The sequence below is a fragment of the Streptomyces hygroscopicus subsp. hygroscopicus genome (assembly GCF_001553455.1).
GTDB classification, from domain to species: Bacteria; Actinomycetota; Actinomycetes; order Streptomycetales; family Streptomycetaceae; genus Streptomyces; species Streptomyces hygroscopicus.
Map to the genome: position 1 here is coordinate 1 of NZ_BBOX01000130.1, position 18,426 is coordinate 18,426.

18 protein-coding genes and 1 pseudogene are annotated in these 18,426 nt (G+C 69.2%); 7 read left to right on the forward strand and 12 right to left on the reverse strand.

Translation table 11 applies throughout. The annotated features are described in order from the left end of the window. Positions 1-86: 86 nt before the first annotated feature. From AXW62_RS15200 to AXW62_RS15220, 6 genes are all read right to left on the reverse strand, one after another. Complete coding sequence (locus AXW62_RS15200; protein WP_060945015.1) at positions 87-1,262, reverse strand: methyltransferase domain-containing protein; 1,176 nt, start codon at positions 1,260-1,262, stop codon at positions 87-89. Continuing rightward, positions 1,259-1,414 (reverse strand): hypothetical protein, encoded by a 156-nt coding sequence (locus AXW62_RS44470; protein ID WP_164502487.1) that lies wholly within the window; start codon positions 1,412-1,414, stop codon positions 1,259-1,261. Before AXW62_RS44470 ends, AXW62_RS15200 begins: the two co-directional genes overlap by 4 nt. Before the next feature lie 642 nt (positions 1,415-2,056). After that, on the reverse strand, positions 2,057-2,905 hold the full coding sequence (locus tag AXW62_RS15205; RefSeq protein WP_060945016.1) for a helix-turn-helix domain-containing protein: 849 nt from the start codon (positions 2,903-2,905) through the stop codon (positions 2,057-2,059). 3 nt (positions 2,906-2,908) lie between these two features. After that, positions 2,909-3,355 carry a DUF6879 family protein gene (locus AXW62_RS15210; protein WP_060945017.1) on the reverse strand — a complete coding sequence of 149 codons (447 nt, stop codon included), beginning with the start codon at positions 3,353-3,355 and terminating at the stop codon, positions 2,909-2,911. A 43-nt stretch (positions 3,356-3,398) separates the two neighbouring features. Continuing rightward, positions 3,399-3,671 carry a hypothetical protein gene (locus tag AXW62_RS15215; protein WP_060945018.1) on the reverse strand — a complete coding sequence of 91 codons (273 nt, stop codon included), beginning with the start codon at positions 3,669-3,671 and terminating at the stop codon, positions 3,399-3,401. Positions 3,672-4,212: 541 nt separating this feature from the next. Continuing rightward, complete coding sequence (locus AXW62_RS15220; protein WP_060945019.1) at positions 4,213-4,542, reverse strand: antibiotic biosynthesis monooxygenase family protein; 330 nt, start codon at positions 4,540-4,542, stop codon at positions 4,213-4,215. A gap of 115 nt (positions 4,543-4,657) precedes the next feature. Between AXW62_RS15220 and AXW62_RS15225 the strand changes: the two are divergent. Continuing rightward, positions 4,658-4,901: pseudogene (locus tag AXW62_RS15225) on the forward strand (IS110 family transposase); the annotation flags it as partial. Between the two features lie 24 nt (positions 4,902-4,925). Here the strand turns inward: AXW62_RS15225 and AXW62_RS40995 are convergent. Beyond that, positions 4,926-6,122: a helix-turn-helix domain-containing protein gene (locus AXW62_RS40995; protein WP_079115635.1), complete on the reverse strand. Its 1,197-nt coding sequence runs from the start codon at positions 6,120-6,122 to the stop codon at positions 4,926-4,928. 1,337 nt (positions 6,123-7,459) lie between these two features. Continuing rightward, on the reverse strand, positions 7,460-7,870 hold the full coding sequence (locus AXW62_RS15250) for a DUF2000 domain-containing protein (RefSeq protein ID WP_060945024.1): 411 nt from the start codon (positions 7,868-7,870) through the stop codon (positions 7,460-7,462). 157 nt (positions 7,871-8,027) lie between these two features. Between AXW62_RS15250 and AXW62_RS15255 the strand changes: the two genes are divergently transcribed. The 3 genes from AXW62_RS15255 (at position 8,028) to AXW62_RS15265 (ending at position 11,915) form a co-directional block, all read left to right on the forward strand. Next, positions 8,028-8,828, forward strand: a complete 801-nt coding sequence (locus AXW62_RS15255) for an AraC family transcriptional regulator (RefSeq protein WP_060945042.1) — start codon at positions 8,028-8,030, stop codon at positions 8,826-8,828. Between the two features lie 274 nt (positions 8,829-9,102). Continuing rightward, positions 9,103-11,184, forward strand: coding sequence for a bifunctional glycosyltransferase 87/phosphatase PAP2 family protein (locus AXW62_RS15260; protein ID WP_060945025.1), 2,082 nt, complete (start codon positions 9,103-9,105; stop codon positions 11,182-11,184). Between the two features lie 101 nt (positions 11,185-11,285). Further along, positions 11,286-11,915 carry a superoxide dismutase family protein gene (locus AXW62_RS15265; RefSeq protein WP_063817593.1) on the forward strand — a complete coding sequence of 210 codons (630 nt, stop codon included), beginning with the start codon at positions 11,286-11,288 and terminating at the stop codon, positions 11,913-11,915. Between the two features lie 328 nt (positions 11,916-12,243). Here AXW62_RS15265 and AXW62_RS15270 read toward each other — a convergent pair whose 3' ends face one another. Then, positions 12,244-12,843 (reverse strand): HD domain-containing protein, encoded by a 600-nt coding sequence (locus AXW62_RS15270; protein ID WP_060945044.1) that lies wholly within the window; start codon positions 12,841-12,843, stop codon positions 12,244-12,246. A gap of 58 nt (positions 12,844-12,901) precedes the next feature. Then, positions 12,902-14,134 carry a cytochrome P450 gene (locus AXW62_RS15275; RefSeq protein WP_060945026.1) on the reverse strand — a complete coding sequence of 411 codons (1,233 nt, stop codon included), beginning with the start codon at positions 14,132-14,134 and terminating at the stop codon, positions 12,902-12,904. Between the two features lie 254 nt (positions 14,135-14,388). Here AXW62_RS15275 and AXW62_RS15280 point away from each other — a divergent pair, with 254 nt between their 5' ends. Then, the gene (locus tag AXW62_RS15280; RefSeq protein WP_060945027.1) at positions 14,389-15,558 is read left to right on the forward strand and encodes a steroid 3-ketoacyl-CoA thiolase; all 1,170 of its coding nucleotides are present in this window, start codon (positions 14,389-14,391) and stop codon (positions 15,556-15,558) included. A gap of 119 nt (positions 15,559-15,677) precedes the next feature. Here AXW62_RS15280 and AXW62_RS15285 read toward each other — a convergent pair whose 3' ends face one another. Both AXW62_RS15285 and AXW62_RS15290 read right to left on the reverse strand, forming a co-directional pair. Continuing rightward, entirely contained in the window at positions 15,678-16,217 is a 540-nt protein-coding gene (locus AXW62_RS15285) for a GNAT family N-acetyltransferase (protein WP_060945028.1), read from the reverse strand. Beyond that, the gene (locus AXW62_RS15290; RefSeq protein WP_502688775.1) at positions 16,202-17,536 is read right to left on the reverse strand and encodes a helix-turn-helix transcriptional regulator; all 1,335 of its coding nucleotides are present in this window, start codon (positions 17,534-17,536) and stop codon (positions 16,202-16,204) included. The genes AXW62_RS15285 and AXW62_RS15290 overlap by 16 nt, the downstream gene beginning before the upstream one ends. Positions 17,537-17,672: 136 nt before the next feature. On the opposite strand from AXW62_RS15290, the gene AXW62_RS15295 reads away from it, so the two are divergent. Together AXW62_RS15295 and AXW62_RS15300 are read left to right on the forward strand one after the other, a co-directional pair. Next, positions 17,673-18,032 (forward strand): ATP-binding protein, encoded by a 360-nt coding sequence (locus tag AXW62_RS15295; protein WP_306305058.1) that lies wholly within the window; start codon positions 17,673-17,675, stop codon positions 18,030-18,032. A gap of 85 nt (positions 18,033-18,117) precedes the next feature. After that, complete coding sequence (locus tag AXW62_RS15300; RefSeq protein WP_060945031.1) at positions 18,118-18,303, forward strand: hypothetical protein; 186 nt, start codon at positions 18,118-18,120, stop codon at positions 18,301-18,303. Positions 18,304-18,426: the final 123 nt, after the last annotated feature.

Consider the following 18,426-nt stretch of genomic DNA (forward strand, 5'->3'; position numbering starts at 1 on the left):
GTTCTAGACTATCCGCTGGCCAGCAAACGCAGGAAGGCCCCGCCCGCGCGTCGGGGGAGGCGCACGGGCGGGGCCAGTTCGGTGCCTCACACGGCCCACATCTCCGCCGGAACGTCCAGCCACGCGCGGTGTCCGTCCGGGGTCACCGTGAGGCCGAACCGGGTGTGATCCGGCTTGTCCCGGCCGACCCACCACCGGTACGCCTGCTCCACCTCATCCCATAGCCGCCGAGGTCCGGACTGCCAGACGCGCGACTCCGCGCCATCGCGGAACATCACGCAAGCCCAGGAGCGGTCACTCAGCGAGTAGAACCACACCGGCCGCGCGCCCTCGCGCTTGTCCGCCACGGCCTGGACGCAGTCCCGGACGCGGAGCCCCAGGGCGAAGGACAGGGCGGTGTGCTTCCCCGTGACGAACTCCGCCTCCGTGACCTCCGTGGTGGACGTGTCGGCGTTGTCCAGGGCATCCGCCGGGACGTACTCGCCGTGCCCTGGAATCGAGAGCCGCCGTGTTCTCAATTTCATGAACTCGACAGGGCGTGTGAAGTGTCCTGACGCTGTCCCGCCCTTGACCTCCAGGCGGGCCACGGCGTCCGCGTTGGAGTAGTGGGTCCCCCAGGGGGCCACGATGAGGCCGCCGGGCCGGGTCTGCTCAATCCATGCCCCGGGGATCTCCCGGAGTCCGACCGTGGCCAGGATGCGGTCATAGGGGGCGTTGTCCGTGTGGCCGTCGAATCCGTCGCCCACGACCACATCCGGGTACAGGCCGAGCCTGCACAGCCGTTCGCGGGCCTGTCTCGACACGGCCCGGTCCACTTCCATGGTGGTGACGTTCCGCGCTCCGCAGCGGTGCGCCAGCGCGCCAGCCGTTTCCCCGGTGCCGGTGCCCACGTCGAGCACCTTCATGCCCTCATCCACGGCCAGTGCCTGGAACATCGCGTAGTTGACAGAGGGCATGGAGGAGGAGCTGGTGGATACCTTCCCCGGCTTGGTGCCGATGTGCTTGCCGTCGTCCCACTGGGTCACGATGGGGACGTTGCTGTCCGCCGCCGCGTACCAGGCGTCTGGGTCGTCCGCCCGGTTCACGGGGACGCTCGTACCCGCGTCCATGTCGAACGGCCACATGAGGCCAGGCAGGAAGGCCGCCCGGTCAACGGCCGCGAACGTCGGAGCCCAGTCCGACGACATCGCTTGTGTCTCCAGGAGGAACCGCCCCAGCTCCTTACGGCTGGGGCGGCCCGCCTGCGGGGAGTTGCCAGTCACTTGCGGTGCGTTCCGTCGCCGGGCGGGGTGTCGCCGTCGGGGGACGGCGGCTCCTGGGGCGGCGTCCAGGGCTGGCCGGGGTGGCCGTCGCCTCCGCCCCCTCCGCCTCCGCCGTGCCCGCCGTCAGTGGCGGTAATGATCTGCACGCGCATGCCGCTCTCCTCTCGTTCATCAGTTTGGGTCGTGCACTGCACTTGCCACCCGCCCCCGGCCGCGCTGTCCCCTTGGGCCGACCGGGGGCGGGAGTTCATGGTTGCTGGCCGCCCGGCACCTTCGGCAGACGGCGAGTGGGGCGGGTTGGAGCAGGGGGGGGATGTAGACGACGCCGGAGCGCACGTCCAGCGCGCCGCCGCGCTGTGTCCACCAGCCCTCTGGGGAGTTCGCGTACGGGCCGTCAGGGTCGTCTATCAGGGTCACCAGCTCCGGGGCCGGTAACCGGGTCGGTCCCTGTCTATGAAGCCTGGCGGGAGCCGTCATGACCGGCAACCGTCTGTGTTCGCCGACGCGACCATGAGTGCTCCTCCGGGTGCCGCGCCATCAAGACGCCGGCGTCCGTCACGGTGGTCATGTCGCCGCTCGTGTGCGCACGGTCCCGGACGTTCGCCAACTCGGTGCAACCGGCGCAGCCCGGGACCGGCTGAGGCTCCGGGTCCATCCTCGGCGGCAATGCCGCCGGTTCACTCGGGCAGGTCTTCGGCTTGCTCATGCCGACCCCTTCACGTCGTCCGTGTGGTGACAACGCTAGGAAGGCAGCGATACCGACTCACAGCCGATTGCACGTGATTGCGACGCGATCACCTGAGCGAGTCCATCGCCGCTCTGATCAGTGCCCGAGCCTTCGCACCGTAGACCGCCATGTCCGCCAGCATGGCGAACGCGTCGGCGTACGCCTTCACTTCGCTGGGCTGCGTGAGCGTGAGATAGCCCGAGACTAGTTCGACGTTGACCTGTGCCGTGTCGTAGATCCAGAAGCCCTCAACGGGCATACGCGACCGTCCCACCCGCGCCGGAATCACTCCGACGCTGACGTTGGGCAGCGCGCCGACAGTCATCAGGTGATCAAGCTGTTCAGCTTGCGTGTCGGCGTCGCCAAGCCCGTTGGACAACACGGACTCTTCCATCAGGAACGCGAAGCGCCGATGCCCGTCGTCCAGGACACGTTGCCGGTCCATGCGTACCGCCACGGCGTCGGCCACGTCATCGACGGCAACGCGTCTGCGCTGGACAGCGCGCAACACGGCTTCCGTGTAGCCAAACGTCTGGACTAGGCCGGGCACGAAATTCGGTGAGTAGGCCCGGAACCGAGTGGTGCGCTCATACAGCGGTAGAACCGACTCCTGAGCGCGTCGCAGCCCCGTACGCTCCATGCGGTGCCACTGCACCCACATGCCCTCGACAGCACGCAGGGACGCGACTAGGTCGGCTGTCTGATCCTCCCGTCCGCACGCCCGGCACCAAGTCTGAATGTCGTCAGCGCTCGGGGTCGTTTTCGCGGTCGAGATCCGAGAGACCTTGGACGGGTGCCAACCGCACAGCGCTGCGAGTTGTTTGCCTTCCAGCCCGGCGTCCCGGCACAGCTCACGGAGCCGATCCGCGAGAGCCTGCCGGGCCGCCTGGACGCTGGACGATGATGATGCTGCCATGGCTCAGACGGGCCGGTACTCCTCATGCGGAGTAGCCCGCTCCCACACGGCCTCGAACGCATCAACGCACAGCTTCACCACGTCAGGGTCATCGAACGGTTCAGGGCCAGCGGACGACCCATCACCCGTGAAGTGGTTGAACTTCCCGTACGTGCCATCGAACACCCAGAAGTCGTTACCGGGCAGGGCAATGTCCGACGCGCGGCGGCGAGGCAGCCAGCGCACCTGCTCGCCGCCAGCGAGGTTTACCGGGCCGGTCACGTCGTACTCGAACCGGCAGTAGTCCGACAGAGGCTCGCTCATGATCCGGGCGCGACGTACCACTACCCCGCGCGCCGTCGCCTTCTTCATCAGCTCTGTCCAAGCCTGGTACTGGGCAGCCGCGTCGGCGGTCCGCCCCTGCTGCCATGCGATGAACCCCGGATCGTCCCGGATGTAGCTGTCCCGCATCTCCAGATGGACAGCGCTCCGAGTGACACTGGCCCACTCTTCCTCAAGCGACTTCGTTGACACCGTTCGTCTTGTCCTCACTGTCGGGTCGGGGGATGAACTGAAGCATGACCTTGGGCAGCCGGATGACTGTCTCGTGGTGAGGAACATCCGTTCCGTGACCGGGGATTGACCCGATCTCCTGGCACGCCTTCACCTCCTCCTCAGTGGCCTTGTAGGACTGGATCAGCAGGTCCCCGCTGTCCTCGTCCAGCCAGATGGTCGGAGACTCGTTGCCGGGCGTGTTCGGGATGATCCCGAGGAAACGCAACCTCATGCCCTCTCCCTGTCTCGATCGGATTGCAGCCAATTGCTCGACCTTCGCCCGCCCGGCGGAAGACGTCAAGAGGACACGTTCGTATGGCCGTACTCCGCCGGACGGGCCAGCCACGCCCCAGCTCCGGCCGTTCGAACGGGGCCGTCTTGGACGCGGAGACGCCCAGTCCACGGCCTCCCGGTCTCCCAGGTCGATGCCCAGATCCGCCGCAACGCGGGCGTTCGCTTCCCTCTGGCGCTGCGGGCTGGTCGTCTCATCCGTGAGGACGGACAGACGAAGGGCGGAAACGCCCCTGAGCATGGCCGATGCGGCCACGGCGGCCCTCCTGGCAGTCGCTTACAGAGCTGCTAGTCGCGCGTTACAGGACCCGAGGGCAACGAGTTCTGCCTGCTCAGGGCCCGCCTCAACCCGCTCTGACGGCTCCGTGCCCCCGGTCTCCGCTCCGGTCCGCGCCCCCCGTCCACGCCCCCGGTCCGTGCCCCCGGCCGGTGCCCCGGTCCGTGCCCCCGGCGCGGACCGGGGCGCGTGCGCAGGCTCCAGGTCAGCCCTGCTTGGGCCCGGCCTGCTGTACGACCTCGAAGGACCACAGCGTGGACCCGGACGCGGCGGGCCTCTGCTGCGGGGCGTCCTCGCCGCCGCGCTGGTGGGCCGCCTTCATGGGGCCCTCCATCCACGCCTGGAAGTCCTCCTCGCTGCGCCAGCGGGTGTACACCAGGTAGGTGTCCGTCCCCTCGACGGGACGCAGCAGTTCGAACCACTCGAAGCCGTCGGAGCCCTCCACGGCCCCGGCGCGTGACGCGAAGCGCTTCTCCAGCACCTCGCGCTGTTCCTCCGGCACGGTCAGCACGTTGATTTTTACCACGCTAGGCACATGACACCTCTCACACAGCGGGCGCCAGGTTGGCGCCCTAACCTCGACTCTGTGCGAGCAGTCTCCTACATCCGCCAGTCAAAGAGACGTGAAGACGATTCCCAGGCCAGCCTGGGTCCTGAACGACGAGACCGAGCTGCTCCAGCTCATCGGCGACGTCCTGGCTATATCCACCGACGTGCTGTGGGCCGTTGACCTCAACCACGGCGGCGCCGTCCTGCTGATTGGCCTGCTCCTGAGCCACGACCAGCCGATGGCCTATCTGACCGGCCTGGCGGTCCACCGCGCCTCGGCCATCTACAAGGGGTGAGGGCAAGACAGATGCCAAGGATGCCTTTATCGACGCGTACTCGATCCGTCATTCTGCCTGACAAGGAAGACCTTTAGAGCGTGAATGGATCCTCGTTCAGTGTGTCTCTCAGATGGTCCAGCGTATCGCGAAGACTCGACGGAGCGTCTGGGAGCCTGCTGCGACGGTGGGCGACGTTGTCAATCATGCGGATCGTTCGCCCTGACGAGATACCGGGTGTGGACGTGATCAGGGAGGCCGCTACATCCTCCGCGTCGCGCCACGCACCCACGTCGAGGAGGCAATCCGCCAGCCGTGCAACCCGCTCACTTGAGTAGCCCGTGGTGACGTCGCGAGATGTCTGGATTGACCGATGCAAGTATGCGATCGCATCATCTAATTGGCCAGCTATCTGGAGCATGTGGCCCCACTGACGGTCAATTTCCCCGGGCGTGATCCACCATGTCCACTCAGGAGCACCAACGTGGGTGCCGTCTTCTACAAGCGACCGTGCGCGCCGGAGTGATTCTGTAGCCTCCGGAAGTCGGCCGGTGCCGACGAGTCCTTTAGCTTCGCGAATGCGGAACATTGCTTCGACGCGCGGGTGCAACCGCCGACTGTGGAGGACCGATCGGGCGATGGACAGTGCCTCTTGAGGGCGTCCCCGCCACTCGCTTTGCATGGCCATGTTTTGCAGCGTCAACAGCTCGGTGGCCCGGTCTCCTGAGAGCTTCGCGAGGAACAGCGCTTCATGGTTGAACCGGTGGGCCGCATCGTCGTTCTCTGCATCCCATAGTGCCCACCCGGCGACTTCGGCAAGCTCAGAAGCCGCGGACTGGATATCCCGCTCGTGGCGCTGGTCGTAGTCACCGACGCCGAGCCGGCGATGGACGACCCTGAACGCTCGTCCAGCCGGCTCGGCGATAGAAACGCCGCTGAGTTCGTTGTCCAGGACGATCAAACGGCGGGACGTGTCTCGGATGGCCTGTACGAAGTCTGCGCCCTGTGCGCTGCTGAGGAGCAGTATCCGGTGAGCGGTGGAGGACGGTTCAGCGTCCTCCGACGACCCATTCGGTTCCTCCGCTTGCGTTGCGAGTTCGAGGAGTTCACCGTCAGCCTGGAGGAATTCATCCAGCCCCGCGACGAGTTGCATCGACGGCTCTTGCTTCCCGGAAAGAACGCGCGACAGATACGCGTGATCGTAGTTCAGCTCTCGGGCGACTGATCGAACACTCATGCGCCGATCAAGAAGTATGTCGCGGACCCTCTGAATGAACTCCCCGCTACTCATGAGACCAGCGTACGACTGTCACCACGCAGTCACCACGCAGTCACCACCGATGACTGCACATTCGCGGTTGTCTTATGCGTGCACGCAAGGACCCCCGCACCTGAGCTACCAGGCCGGGGGCATGGTCACGCTGGATAGGAGCGCAACACATGCAGGCTACCCGTCTGCGTCTACTGCCATGGCCGGGGCCGACCGGTCAGCGCGCGTACACGCCGGATGACTTCCCGACCGGCCGGATCGCCCGGTTGGCCGACGGGGTGGAGGCAGAGCAGATCGCCACGGCGGAGTCCGTCCTGTCGCTCGCGAAGGGCATGCTGGACGCCGGTCTCCCTGTCGAACCGCATGAGTGCACGTACCTGCTGAAGCGACTCACGGAGTGCCTTGACGACGTGCTTCGCGTGGCGGAGTCCCGAGGCGGCCGACTCCCGGTCCCGGACCCTCTGGAGCCGGAGGCGGAGTGCCTGGAGGGTGAGGTTTCCACGAGCAGCCCGGCGGATGGGGGGCGGTCATGACGCGCCAGACGCGTCCGACGCCGCTCACCGCACCCCTTCCCAAAGGGTGGAGGTGGTTCCTCTCGTATGGCTCGCCGAAACGGGGCGGCAGCCTTCCGCAGTTCTACGCCACGGCTCCGTACTTCGTGTCCAGCCTGCCTCCGGGACCGGCCCGGAAGCACTTGGACCAGACCCTCAGCGCGCCCACGTGGGCGGAGCTTCACCGGCTGGTCACTGAGCAGGAGGAGCGGCGTCGCTCGCTGACGTCGTGAGTGCCGACGCGTTCGCGGGCACGCCGTACGAAGGGTCCCCGGAGGGGTGGTGGACGACGTACGGCGGGGCGAAGGACGTCGTGTCGGGCGTCGTCTTCATTCCCTCCGGGGCTGACCTCCCGCCGTGCCCGTACCCGTGCGCGCACTGCCGCCGGAAAGGACTCCAGCTACAGACAGAGGAGCAACGTGGGGAAGCCACAGATGGAGCGACCGACTGACATGCGGGGAGACGAGGAGTGGTTCCCGGGAACCATCGGGGATGACCTGATGACTGTGCATAAGTTCAGCGTCACGCCGATGGTTCCCCGATGCGGGGCTGAGGTCTCCTCGCGACGAGAGGTGTCCCGATGGCAGCGGGTGGTGAACTGCCCTGACTGCCTAGCCGTCGCTGACTGATCACCGCACGGCCACCAGGCCGGAGCGGAACACGCCCCGTCTGTGCGCTTCCCCGTGGCGCCGGGCGGGGCTCTTCTCGGGGTACTTCATGTGCTTAGCTTGACAGGCACGTTGATCTTCACAACACTCACGCCCTCATCTTGCCGCAGCTGGTGCCGCGCGTCGGCGGGGCTCTCCCTCATCCGTGCAGTTTCAGCCCCTTGGTCACCTTGTCCACCTGGCTGCGCGGGCCGTAGATCCCCAGCCCCACCAGGTTCAGCGCGTCGGCCTCGACGGCCCGGACCGCCGCGCGGTTGTCGTCCTCGTTGCCGGTGCGGAACAGGTCTTCGGTGAAGAGGGCCGTCGGCAGGGAGCGGGAGAGGGCGCGGGCACGGGCGCGGGCGAGGGCGGGCGCGTCGGCGCCGTGGACGAGGACCGGCTCGCGGAACATCGGCAGGTAGGCGTTGCCCGAGGCGTCCTCGTACGGCTTGCCGACGATCTCGTCCGTGGCGTGGGCCAGACCGCTCGCGAGGAAGGCGGTGACGTTCAGTTTCTGCCAGTCGGCGAGGTCGGTGCGGACGATGACGGCGATCTTGGTGTCGAAACGCATGGGCACACTCTCGCCACGGTCGTGACCTGCGGTCTTGAACGCTGGTGCGGGACGGCACAATGGAGCGGTGCGTACCGTGCGGGCCGGGGGAGAGGGAGAGCGGCGCCAGGAGGACTGGGCCCGGTACTGGCGCGATCCCGATCGGCCCGTGGAGGCCATGCACGCGCACTTCTTCAGTCACCGCTTCCATCCGCACAGCCACGACTCCTACTCCTTCGCCGTCACCGAGGCCGGTGCCCAGCGCTTCCGGTGCCGGGGCGCGCTGCGCACCAGCGGGGCGGGGATGGTGATGGTCTTCAACCCCGACGATCCGCATGACGGGGAGGCCGCCGCCGAGCTGGGCTACAAGTACCGCATCGTCCATATAGGTCCCGATGTGGTGAAAAATGTACTCGCCGATGTGGCCGATATCGCGGACGGCCGGGCCGCGCTGCCGCTCTTCGACCAGCCCGTGGTCTCCGATCCGGTGCTGGCCCGCGCCCTGCTGCGGCTGCACACCGCCCTGGTCGACGGCGCCGGTCCGCTGGTGCGGGACGAGCGGCTGACCGCGGCCGTTGGGGCGATGGTGCGGCGCGGGGCCACCGGACCGCTGCGCGCCCGGACGCTTCCGGCCGGCGGCTCCGGGCAGGCGCGGGCCGCGCTGCGGGCCCGGACGCTGCTGGAGGAGGCGTACGCGCAGGAGATTCCGGCGGCCCGGCTCGCGGAGGCCGCCGGGTGCAGCCGGTTCGCGCTCTACCGGGCGTTCCGCGCCGAGTACGGGATGGCGCCGAGCGACTTCCAGCGCCAGCTCCGGCTGCGCCGGGCGCGCGGGCTGCTGATCGCCGGCCGCAGCGCGGCCGAGGCGGGGTTCGCCGACCAGAGCCACTTCCACCGGTGGTTCGTACGGTGCTTCGGGGTGACACCGGGGACATTTCGGCGCGCGGTGGGTCCCGATTCGCGGCGCGCCCCGCGGCCCTGATGAAATTGACCAGGACCGTACCGACCACCCGGAGCGCAAACACCCTGCCACAGCCTGACATCTTTCGGACAACTCCGGACGTCGGTCAGGTGAAGTGGGGGTGTGGCGCGTCTGAGTAAGGGGCTCAGTAGGGTCTTCAGACATCCGGGACAGGTGAAGAGGGCGAGTGGGGGAGCGGCAGGCCGTGGCGAACGTGGAGCGGAGCGGACTGGGGAACACCCCGGATACGGGGTCGCCCCCCGGCGCCGTCGGGGCGCGGACGTCACGGACCAGAATGGGGCTCGCGGCCCTGTGGCTCCTGGCGGGACTGCTGGCCGTCCGTCAGGCGGCCGCGGTGCTGCGGCTGCCGCCGGACGAGCGGCTGACCGACCTGGAGACCTGGATCGGCGACGAGGGCGTGCTGCACGTCGGCGGGTCGCTGTACGACGGGGACTCCTTCACCGGTACCCCCTTCTCCGGGCTCGTCCTCAAGCCGTTGACCCGGGCCGCCGAGCAGAGCCTCGGGGTCGCCTGGACCTTCGGCACCCTGCTGCTGGTCGTCGTCCTCGGGCTGGTCGTGGCGCGGGCGCTGCCCGGTCCGGTCTCCCGCCGCACCTCGCTGATCGCCGCACCCCTGGCCATCAGCCTGCTGGTGCTCTCGCTCCCGGTGCGCAACACCTTCACCCTCGGTCAGACCAGCATCATCCCGGTGCTGCTGGTCGTCCTCACCGTGCTGCCCCGAACCTCCGGGCGGCAGACCGGTGTGCTCATCGGCGTGGCCGCGGCGCTCCAGCCCGCGCTGCTGCTGTTCGCCGTCGTGCTGTGGTGCATCGGACGGCGCCGGGCCGCGGCCCTCGCGGGCGCGACCTTCGCGGTGTGCTCCGCGCTCGCCTGGGCGGTGATGCCGCGCGACTCGTGGACGTACTGGGTGCACCACATCGGCGGCGCCGGGCTCGGCGCGCCCGCCGACAGCCTGGCCAACCAGTCGCTGCACGGACTGCTGCTGCGCATCGGCCTCGAGGGCCCGGTGGAACTGGCGCCGCTGGCCGTGCTCGCGGTCGCGGTCGCGGTGCTCGGCCTGCGGCGCGCGGTGCACTACGCGAGGGACGGCCAGCCGCTGCTGGCCGCCGCCATCACCGGCAGCGTGGCGCTCGCGGTCTCGCCCACCTCCTGGCAACACCAGCAGCTGTGGATCCTGCTGGCCGTGGTGGGCCGGGTGGGCCGGCGCGGCTCCGACCGGCTGGTGTGGCCGGTGCTGGTGGTGCTGGCGATGTCGCTCAACCGCACCGCGCTGCTGCCCGACATCGAGATCCTGGGCCATATCGGCTACAACGCGCCGCTGCTGGCCGCGCTCGCCGCCGCCTGCGTGGTGCCCTTCCTCTCCCGCACCTCGCCGCACTGGGACGCACCCGAGCCGACCCCGGTCGCCGAGCCGGCCAGGGGCCGCTTCGCCTGGGTGCCGCTGCTGCGCTTCATCAAGCGGCCGCTGTCCCGCCCCAACCTGATGCTCGAGCTGATGCTGATCCGCGTCGGCTACTTCGCCTACTCCTGGATCCGCGGCCACGCCCCGGACGAGCGCAGTCTGGCGGAGGGGCACGGACACCAGGTGCTCAGCCTCGAGGGCTGGCTGCACATCGACATCGAGCACTGGTTCAACGCCATCGTGGCCGACACCTCATGGCTCAAGCACTTCATGAACTGGTACTACAGCACCTTCCACTTCCTGATCCCGCTGTCCCTGCTGGCCTGGCTGTATCTGCGCCGCCCGGCGACCTACCGCTGGGCCCGTACGCCGCTGGCCTTCGCCACGCTGCTCGCCCTGATCGGCTTCTGGCTCTACCCGCTGGCCCCGCCGCGGCTGATGGGCCTGGGGTACGTGGACACCGCGCACGGCCCGCAGGACCTGAACAACCCGGACTTCGGCGCGCTCACCAAGCTGTCCAACCAGTACGCGGCCATGCCGTCGCTGCACGTGGGGTGGTCGCTGTGGTGCGGGGTGGTCATCGCGATCGTGGCGCCGTACGTCTGGGCGAAGGTGCTCGGCATCCTGTACCCGCTGCTGACGACGGCGGTCATCGTGGGCACCGCCAACCACTACGTGCTGGACGCGCTCGGCGGCGCGGCCATCGTCTCGGCCGGGTTCGGGCTGCAGTACCTGCTGCTCGGCGTGGGCAGGCGGCCGCACGAGGAGGCGCCGCCGCTGTCGGCGGCGGTGGGCGCGGCGGTCGCCCGGGCCCGAGGGCTGGTGCCGGGGCTGGTGCGGCAGCGCGACGGACAGCACGACGACGCCGTGCCCGCGGGGGAGGGCCATCCCGCGGCGGACGGGCCCCAAAAGGGGGATCAACCTCGCGTTGAGCAGCATGACCAGCGGGTCTAGCGTGGTGAGAAGGGGGCGCGAAGGCGCGAAAACGCGTTGAACGGGGGGATCCGGGAATCGAGACGGGGGGGCGGGGGCCCCGAACCGAGGAGGGATCAAGGATGTCCCTGGTGAAGGCAGCAACAGCGGCGGTGGCGATGGCCGCCTCGATGGCCATTGCGACCCCCGCGGTCGCCGCGCCGCCACACCCCTTCGTCTTCGTCCACGACAACTTCCAGCCGGCCTCGCAGGCGAAGGGCGCCGGTGCGGTGACGTACGACAAGTCGCTGGTGCCGACCTCCGCGTCGGTGTTCATCGCGGAGGCGCGGGTGGGCGGCAAGGGCATGGAGAACCACGAGAGCCCGGGCGGCGGCGCGCAGCACGGGAAGCACGGCGGCACGTTCGTCTTCCTCAGTCTGCGGGGCGTCGCGGCGGACCACCACTTCGGGATCCACGTCCATACGAAGCCGTGCGGCGCCAAGCCCGATGAGGCGGGGCCGCACTACCAGAACACGAAGGACCCCAAGCAGCCCTCGACCAATCCGAAGTACGCCAACCCGCACAACGAGGTGTGGCTGGACCTCACCACCAACAGCGCCGGCAAGGGGTATTCCAAGGCGTGGGTGAAGTGGCACTTCAGGTCGGGCCAGGCCCGCTCGGTCGTGATCCACAAGCATGCGACGGGCACCACGTCGGGCAAGGCCGGGGAGGCCGGCGCCCGGGTGGCGTGCATCAACGTCCCGTTCAAGTAGCGGGTTACCGGGGGCGGTGAGCGCGAGGCGACGGACCGCGAGCCGCCGTTCCCGCCCCCGCTCACGGCGGGGGCGGGTCGTTCTCGCTCGGGGCGGCGGCGGGTCGTCTTCGCTCAGGGCGGGGATCGGGTCGTTCTCGGTCAGGGCGGGCGCGGTCCGTCCTCGCTCAGGGCGGGGATCGGGTCGTTCTCGCTCACGGTGGCAGCGGGTCGCCCTCGCTCAGGGCGGGGATCGGGTCCGTTCTCGCTCGGGGCGGCGGCGGTCCGTCCTCGCTCACGGTGGGAGCGGCGGTCCGTCCCCGCTCAGGGCGGCGGCGGTCCGTCCTCGCTCACGGTGGCAGCAGTCCGCCCTCCACCGAGGCGTCCCTGATCTCCTCGTAGAGCGTGCGCAGCGTCTCGCTCACGGCGACCCGGGGCAGCTGGAGCCCGTCCAGCGCCTCGGCGTCCACCGGCGCGTTGCCGTCGGTGGCCATGTCGGCCCAGCCCTGGCCGGTCAGGCAGCGCATCAGGGCGGGGTTGAGCCGGTCCACCCCGCGCACCAGGCACGCCTCCGGCGTACGGCCCTCCTCGTACTCCCGCCACAGCGCCAGCAGCTCGGTGCCGAGCGGTGCGGGCAGCGAGGCGAAGCGCGGGGGCTCTCCGCCTCCGGCGCCCCGGCCCACCGCGTCCATCTCGACGAGGTCGTGCATCAGGCACAGCTTGAGCATCTTGGTGAGGTCCAGGCGTTGACCGGCCTCGCGTTCGAATTCGGCGTGCAGGATCCAGCTCACCATCGCCAGGTGCCAGGAGTGCTCCGCGACGCTCTCCTTGCGCGTGGCGGTGGCGTTGTTGGCGCGTTCGACCTCGCGCAGACGGGCGGTGAAGGCTATGAAGTCGAAGAGTCTTCGCCGGTCGCCCGCCGCGCCGTGCGGGCCGCTCATCTCGCTCATGGCGGCCAGTGTGCCCGTACCCGGGGAGTTGCGGGACTCCCGGCACGGCACGAACCGGCTACGTGTAGGTCACTCTCAGCTCCTTGATCCCGTTCAGCCAGGCCGAGCGCAGCCGCCGGGGCTCACCGGCGAGCCGGATGTCCGGGAGGGTGTCCGCGATGGCCTCGAAGATCAGCCGGATCTCCAGCTCGGCCAGGCTCTTGCCGAGACAGAAGTGGGGTCCGCCGCCGCCGAAGCCGAGATGGGGGTTGGGGTCGCGGGTGATGTCGAAGACCTCCGGGTGGTCGAAGACCTCGGGGTCGTTGTTGGCGGAGGAGTAGAAGACGCCGACCCGCCGCCCCGCCTCGATGCGCTGTCCGCCGAGTTCGGTGTCCCGGGTGGCGGTGCGCTGGAAGGACATCACAGGGGTGGCCCAGCGCACGATCTCGTCGGCGGCGGTGGCGGGGCGCTCGGCCTTGAACAGCTCCCACTGGCCGGGGTGGGTGAGGAACGCGTGCATCCCGTGGGTGATGGCGTTGCGTGTGGTCTCGTTCCCGGCGACGGCGAGCAGCAGGACGAAGAAGCCGAACTCGTCCGGGCCCAGATTGCCCTGGTCCTCGGCGGCCACCAGCCGGCTGACGATGTCCTCGGCCGGGCACGCCTTGCGGTCGGCGGCCAGGTTCATGGAGTACGAGATCAGCTCCATGGCCGATTCGGCGCCGATCTCCTCGGTGATGGCCAGTTCCGGATCGTCGTACGCCACCATCTTGTTGGACCAGTCGAAGATCTTGGACCGGTCCTGCTGGGGGATGCCGATCAGCTCGGCGATCGCCTGTAGTGGCAGTTCGCAGGCCACGTCGGTGACGAAGTCCCCGCTGCCGCTCTCCCTGGCCCCGGCCACGATGCGTGCGGCGCGGTCCCGCAGGGCGCCCTCGAGGGCACGGATGGCACGCGGGGTGAAGCCGCGCTGCACGATCTGGCGGACCCGGGTGTGCTCGGGTGGGTCCATGTTGAGCATGATCAGCTTCTGGACGTCGATCTGATCGCGCGGGATGTGCTCGTTGAAGCGGATGATCGCGGTGTTGGCGTGGGAGGAGAAGATCTCCGGCCGGGTGGAGACCTCCTTGACATCGGCGTGGCGGGTGACGGCCCAGTAGCCGTCGTCGCCGAAGCCGGCGATGCCGTGCGGCTGGGGGATCCAGCACACGGGGGCGGTCTGCCGCAGCCGGGCGAGCTCCGGGAGTGGCACCCGATGCTGATGGAGGTCGGGGTCGGTGAGGTCAAAGCCTTCGGGGAGCGCTGGACAGGACATCGGCCACTCCAGGTATATCTGACGGCCTATCAGAAGTGTCCGGCAAGGTAGTAACGGGTTCTACAAGGCGCAAGAGAAATCGCGGCCATTGTTGCGGCGCGGCGGTGCCCATCGGCCTCCTCGCAACCCCTGCACGCCCCTTGCGCCGCCGGGCCGGGCCTCAGCAGACTGAGCTGAATAACTAGAACGCGTACTAGTTCTGGCGCGGGCGCTGCCGGGAGCCCCGCGGACGCGAGGAGAGGACGAGACAACCCATGGCCGCGGAACCCGTCATCGTCGAAGCCGTACGCACCCCCATCGGCAAGCGCGGAGGCGCGCTCGCCAACCTCCACCCCGTCTACCTGCTCGGCGAGACATACCGCGAACTCCTCGCCCGTACCGCCATCCAGCCCGACTGCGTCGAGCAGATCGTCGGCGGCACGGTCACCCATGCGGGGGAGCAGTCGATGAACCCGGCCCGGACCGCCTGGCTGGCGATGGGACTGCCGTACGAAACCGCGGCGACGACGGTGGACTGTCAGTGCGGCTCCTCGCAGCAGGCCAATCACATGGTGGCCAACATGGTCGCCACCGGCGTCATCGACATCGGCATCGGCTGCGGGGTCGAGGCCATGTCGCGGGTGCCGCTGGGCAGCGGCTCCAAACACGGTCCGGGCAAACCGTTCCCGGAGGAGTGGAACGTGGACCTGCCCAACCAGTTCCAGGCCGCCGAGCGGATCGCCCGGCACCGCGGGCTGACCCGCGAGGACGTGGACGCGCTCGGGCTGATCTCCCAGGAGCGGGCGGCACGGGCCTGGGCGGAGGAGCGGTTCAAGCGCGAGACCTTCGCGGTGCAGGTGCCCACGACCGACGAGGAACAGACCGCCGGACAGGGCATGTGGCGGGCCGTCGACCGGGACGAGGGGCTGCGCGACACCAGCATGGCGGCGCTGGGCGGGCTCAAGCCCATCATGCCGACCGCCGTGCACACCGCGGGCAACTCCTCCCAGATCTCCGACGGCGCGTGTGCGGTGCTGTGGGCCTCCAAGCGGATGGCCCGCGCCCTCAGACTCCGCCCCCGCGCCCGGATCGTGGCCCAGGCCCTGGTCGGCACCGATCCGCACTTCCACCTGGACGGGCCGATCGACGCGACCAAGGCGGTCCTCGGCAAGGCCGGGATGACGCTGAAGAACATCGATCTGGTCGAGATCAACGAGGCGTTCGCCTCGGTGGTGCTGTCCTGGGCGCGCGTCTTCGAACAGGACCTGGAGAAGGTCAACGTGAACGGCGGCGCGATCGCCCTGGGGCATCCGGTGGGCGCCACGGGGGCCCGCCTGATCACCACCGCGCTGCATGAGCTGGAGCGCGCGGACAAGGAGTTCGCGCTGATCACCATGTGCGCGGGCGGCGGACTGGCCACGGGCACGATCATTCAGCGGCTGTAGGGTTCGGGGGCGAACTCCAGCCGTCCGCCCGGCGGGCGGGGCCCTTCGGGAGCGCTCCCGAAGGGCGTGTGTCCGACGGCGACGTAACCGCCGCTGACCGTGGGAAGAAGCGTTCGGGATCAGGACAGGGGCAGCTCGGCGAGCATGACGGCGTAGACCGGGGAGTCCGGGAAGGGCTGGTCCTTGCCCACCTTGCGGAAGCCCCAGGACTCGTACAGGGCCTGCACCCGGGGGTGTTCGGTGTCCACGAGCAGGACCACGAGATCCTCGTCCCGGTCTTCCAGCAGCGCGCGGGTCAGTCGTTCGGACACGCCCTGCTTCCGCCACGCCGGGACGACAGCCAGTTCGGAGTACGAGAAGGTCCGGTGCTTCTCCGGCGCCGGGTCGAGGTGCTCACGCCACCACTCGCGACCGGGGCTGCCCGGGGCTCCGTAGGCGAAGCCCACGGCCTTGTCGCCGTCGTACGCGATCACGCAGGCGAACCCCGGCCGGCCGCCCCAGTGGTCCACGAACCAGGGGAAGCGCTGATTGAAGGGGTCGTCCATCTCGTCCGCCAGGGCGTCGGCGTGCACGTCGATCAGCGTCTGGCGGATCTCCGGGAGATCGGTGTGGGTGAAGTGTCGGACGTTCAGCCCTGCGGCGGTCACGCGCGGCTCCATTCGGATCGGTAGCGGTCTCCCCATTCGCGGGCGACGCCTGCGTCCGGGGCGATAGTGATCAAGTCGCGGTAGTAGTCACCGAGATGAGAGCGCATTCGTCCAGGGATCGGGTGCCCGTCCATCAGGTCGAAGGCGGTGGAGGCCGTGGCGCACGCCTGGTCGACGTCGTGCTGGTGGAGCTGGGTCAGCGCGAGCCGTACGGTGGCCAGGGCACGGTTACGGCGGAACTGCTCGGGGATGGTGGCCAGCGCCTTGTGGGAGGCGGCCTCGGCCTCCGCGGGTTCACCGATGTTGTCCCGGACGATGGCCGTGAGAGCCAGCAGCTCGCCATGTCCGTAGAAGGCGGTCCAGCTCGGGCGGGGATCATTCAGGGACGCCTTGTCCAGCGCCTCCCAGGCGCACCCGAGGGAGCGTAAGGCGGGCTGCCGGTCGCCCAGGGTGGAGTGGCCGAGTGCCGTCCGGACGTGGACCAGAGAGGCGTAGAACGGGTCCCGCCGGGCGATGGCCGTCGCCTGGGCCGCATAGCCGGAGTCGACCGCCTCGGTGTACGTACCACGATGGTGGGCGAGGATGGAGTACAAGTTCCAGGCTTCCAGCTCGACGACGGAGTCCTTGGACATTCCGGCCAGATAGAGCGCCCGGTCCAGCAGGCCGCGAGCCCGGTCGGTGCGCTTGTCGTCGATGGCGGACCAGGCGGCCCTGCACGTGTAGTCGGCGGCCACGCTGAACAGCCTCTGGCGGATGCGCTGAGAGGCGCCCAGCTTCTGCTTCTCCAGCGCCTCGGCCGCCCCGGCAAGGGCCCTGCGTTCGAGTTCTTCGTGACCTCCCCGCGCGTCATCCAGCGCCACCAGGGCGTCCAAGCCGGAACGGAGCCGGATCACGTCTGAGGTGCCTACGGAGTGCTGTGCGATGAGCGGAACGGCGACCGCGGCCGTCGTACCGGTGGTGGCGGTCAGGAAGTTCCTGCGCCTCATGGGATCCTCCGGTTCTGTGGCGGGACATCTTGGGGCCGGTGGGACGAATCCCAGTTCTTCGGCACTACATCCGAATACTGCCTCTAAGGCTGCCCTCTGCCGAGGGTGCGGCCACCGCGTTTTTCCGGTCAGCCAGTTGCGGACCGTCCGGTCGCTGACCGTGCCTTCGTAGCCGTTGCGGTACAGATGAGTGTTCACCGCGTCCGCCAGGGCGGTCTGGGTGAGCCCGCTCTCGCGCAGGGCGCTGATGAGGTTTTCGTTCCCCTCCACGTACCCACCGTAGCGACGTGAGCCCCCTCCGTGAGGAGAGTCGGCCGAGAATTTCCGGCTGGGCGGTTTGCGCACCCGATGGGCATTTCCTCTCCTCGCGTGGCGGGCCGTCGTTCACTCGGGCAAGGCCGCTCACTTCGCACTCACCGAGGTCCTGATGTCCGTGACCGCTACACCTCGCCCTGCGGGGCACCCCGGATACTCCCAGACCATGCGCCGCGTACCGGAGAGCGCGGAAGCCGCCCGCACACTGGTAAGGACCGCACTGGCGGCCTGGGGGCAGCATGATCTGATCGAGGACGCCGCCCTGGTGATCACCGAGTTGGTCTCCAACGCCGTGCACCACGCCCGTCTGGAGTCGATCCGCGTCATCGTCACCCGGCCGTCCGAGAAGTGCGTCCGCCTCGGTGTGGTGGACCGGTCCCGCAACATCCCCTACCTGCGGACGGACTCCCATGGCGACAACACCCGAGGCCGTGGGCTGCTGTTGGTCGATGCCCTGACGGACCGATGGGGGACGGACCGATACCGCTGGGGCAAGCAGGTCTGGGGTGAGCTGACGTGCGACTGATCACCCGCAGTGTCGACTGCCCGCAGCACGGCCGCCCGCGTGGCTTCATCGTGGCGTTCCGGGCCAGGCCGAGGGAGCACTGCTGATGGCGGGCGGCGGCGAGTGCACCGGGGGCGCCTCGGGCGCCGAGGAGGCGTGGCGGGCGGCCATCGAGCACGCCGCGGGCTGCCCGGCCTGCCGGACGCCCGGCGCCGTATGCGAGACCGGAGAGCGGCTGCTCAGTGCCTATGAGGAGGCAGCACGGCTGGCCCGGTCGGAGGAGGTCACATGAGACACCGTCGGCGGTCGACCGCTACGCGAACCGGGTCGCTTCCGCTTGCAGGCCAGTGGCCGGGACGAGCACCGCGCCATCGCGCGGGAAACCCCTGCGCCACGACAAGGACTCGGCCCGGCA

Excerpts from the sequence above, each read along its gene's own strand:
- AXW62_RS15210 (WP_060945017.1), bottom strand. The coding sequence starts at position 3,355 with ATGCGGGACAGCTACATCCGGGACGATCCGGGGTTCATCGCATGGCAG.
- AXW62_RS15285 (WP_060945028.1), bottom strand. The coding sequence starts at position 16,217 with ATGGAGCCGCGCGTGACCGCCGCAGGGCTGAACGTCCGACACTTCACC.
- AXW62_RS15250 (WP_060945024.1), bottom strand. The coding sequence starts at position 7,870 with ATGCGTTTCGACACCAAGATCGCCGTCATCGTCCGCACCGACCTCGCC.
- AXW62_RS15295 (WP_306305058.1), top strand. The coding sequence starts at position 17,673 with ATGCGCCGCGTACCGGAGAGCGCGGAAGCCGCCCGCACACTGGTAAGG.
- AXW62_RS15260 (WP_060945025.1), top strand. The coding sequence starts at position 9,103 with ATGGGGCTCGCGGCCCTGTGGCTCCTGGCGGGACTGCTGGCCGTCCGT.
- AXW62_RS15205 (WP_060945016.1), bottom strand. The coding sequence starts at position 2,905 with ATGGCAGCATCATCATCGTCCAGCGTCCAGGCGGCCCGGCAGGCTCTC.
- AXW62_RS15265 (WP_063817593.1), top strand. The coding sequence starts at position 11,286 with ATGTCCCTGGTGAAGGCAGCAACAGCGGCGGTGGCGATGGCCGCCTCG.
- AXW62_RS15215 (WP_060945018.1), bottom strand. The coding sequence starts at position 3,671 with ATGAGGTTGCGTTTCCTCGGGATCATCCCGAACACGCCCGGCAACGAG.
- AXW62_RS40995 (WP_079115635.1), bottom strand. The coding sequence starts at position 6,122 with ATGAGTAGCGGGGAGTTCATTCAGAGGGTCCGCGACATACTTCTTGAT.
- AXW62_RS15255 (WP_060945042.1), top strand. The coding sequence starts at position 8,028 with ATGCACGCGCACTTCTTCAGTCACCGCTTCCATCCGCACAGCCACGAC.
- AXW62_RS15280 (WP_060945027.1), top strand. The coding sequence starts at position 14,389 with ATGGCCGCGGAACCCGTCATCGTCGAAGCCGTACGCACCCCCATCGGC.
- AXW62_RS15300 (WP_060945031.1), top strand. The coding sequence starts at position 18,118 with ATGGCGGGCGGCGGCGAGTGCACCGGGGGCGCCTCGGGCGCCGAGGAG.
- AXW62_RS15270 (WP_060945044.1), bottom strand. The coding sequence starts at position 12,843 with ATGAGCGAGATGAGCGGCCCGCACGGCGCGGCGGGCGACCGGCGAAGA.
- AXW62_RS44470 (WP_164502487.1), bottom strand. The coding sequence starts at position 1,414 with ATGCGCGTGCAGATCATTACCGCCACTGACGGCGGGCACGGCGGAGGC.
- AXW62_RS15275 (WP_060945026.1), bottom strand. The coding sequence starts at position 14,134 with ATGTCCTGTCCAGCGCTCCCCGAAGGCTTTGACCTCACCGACCCCGAC.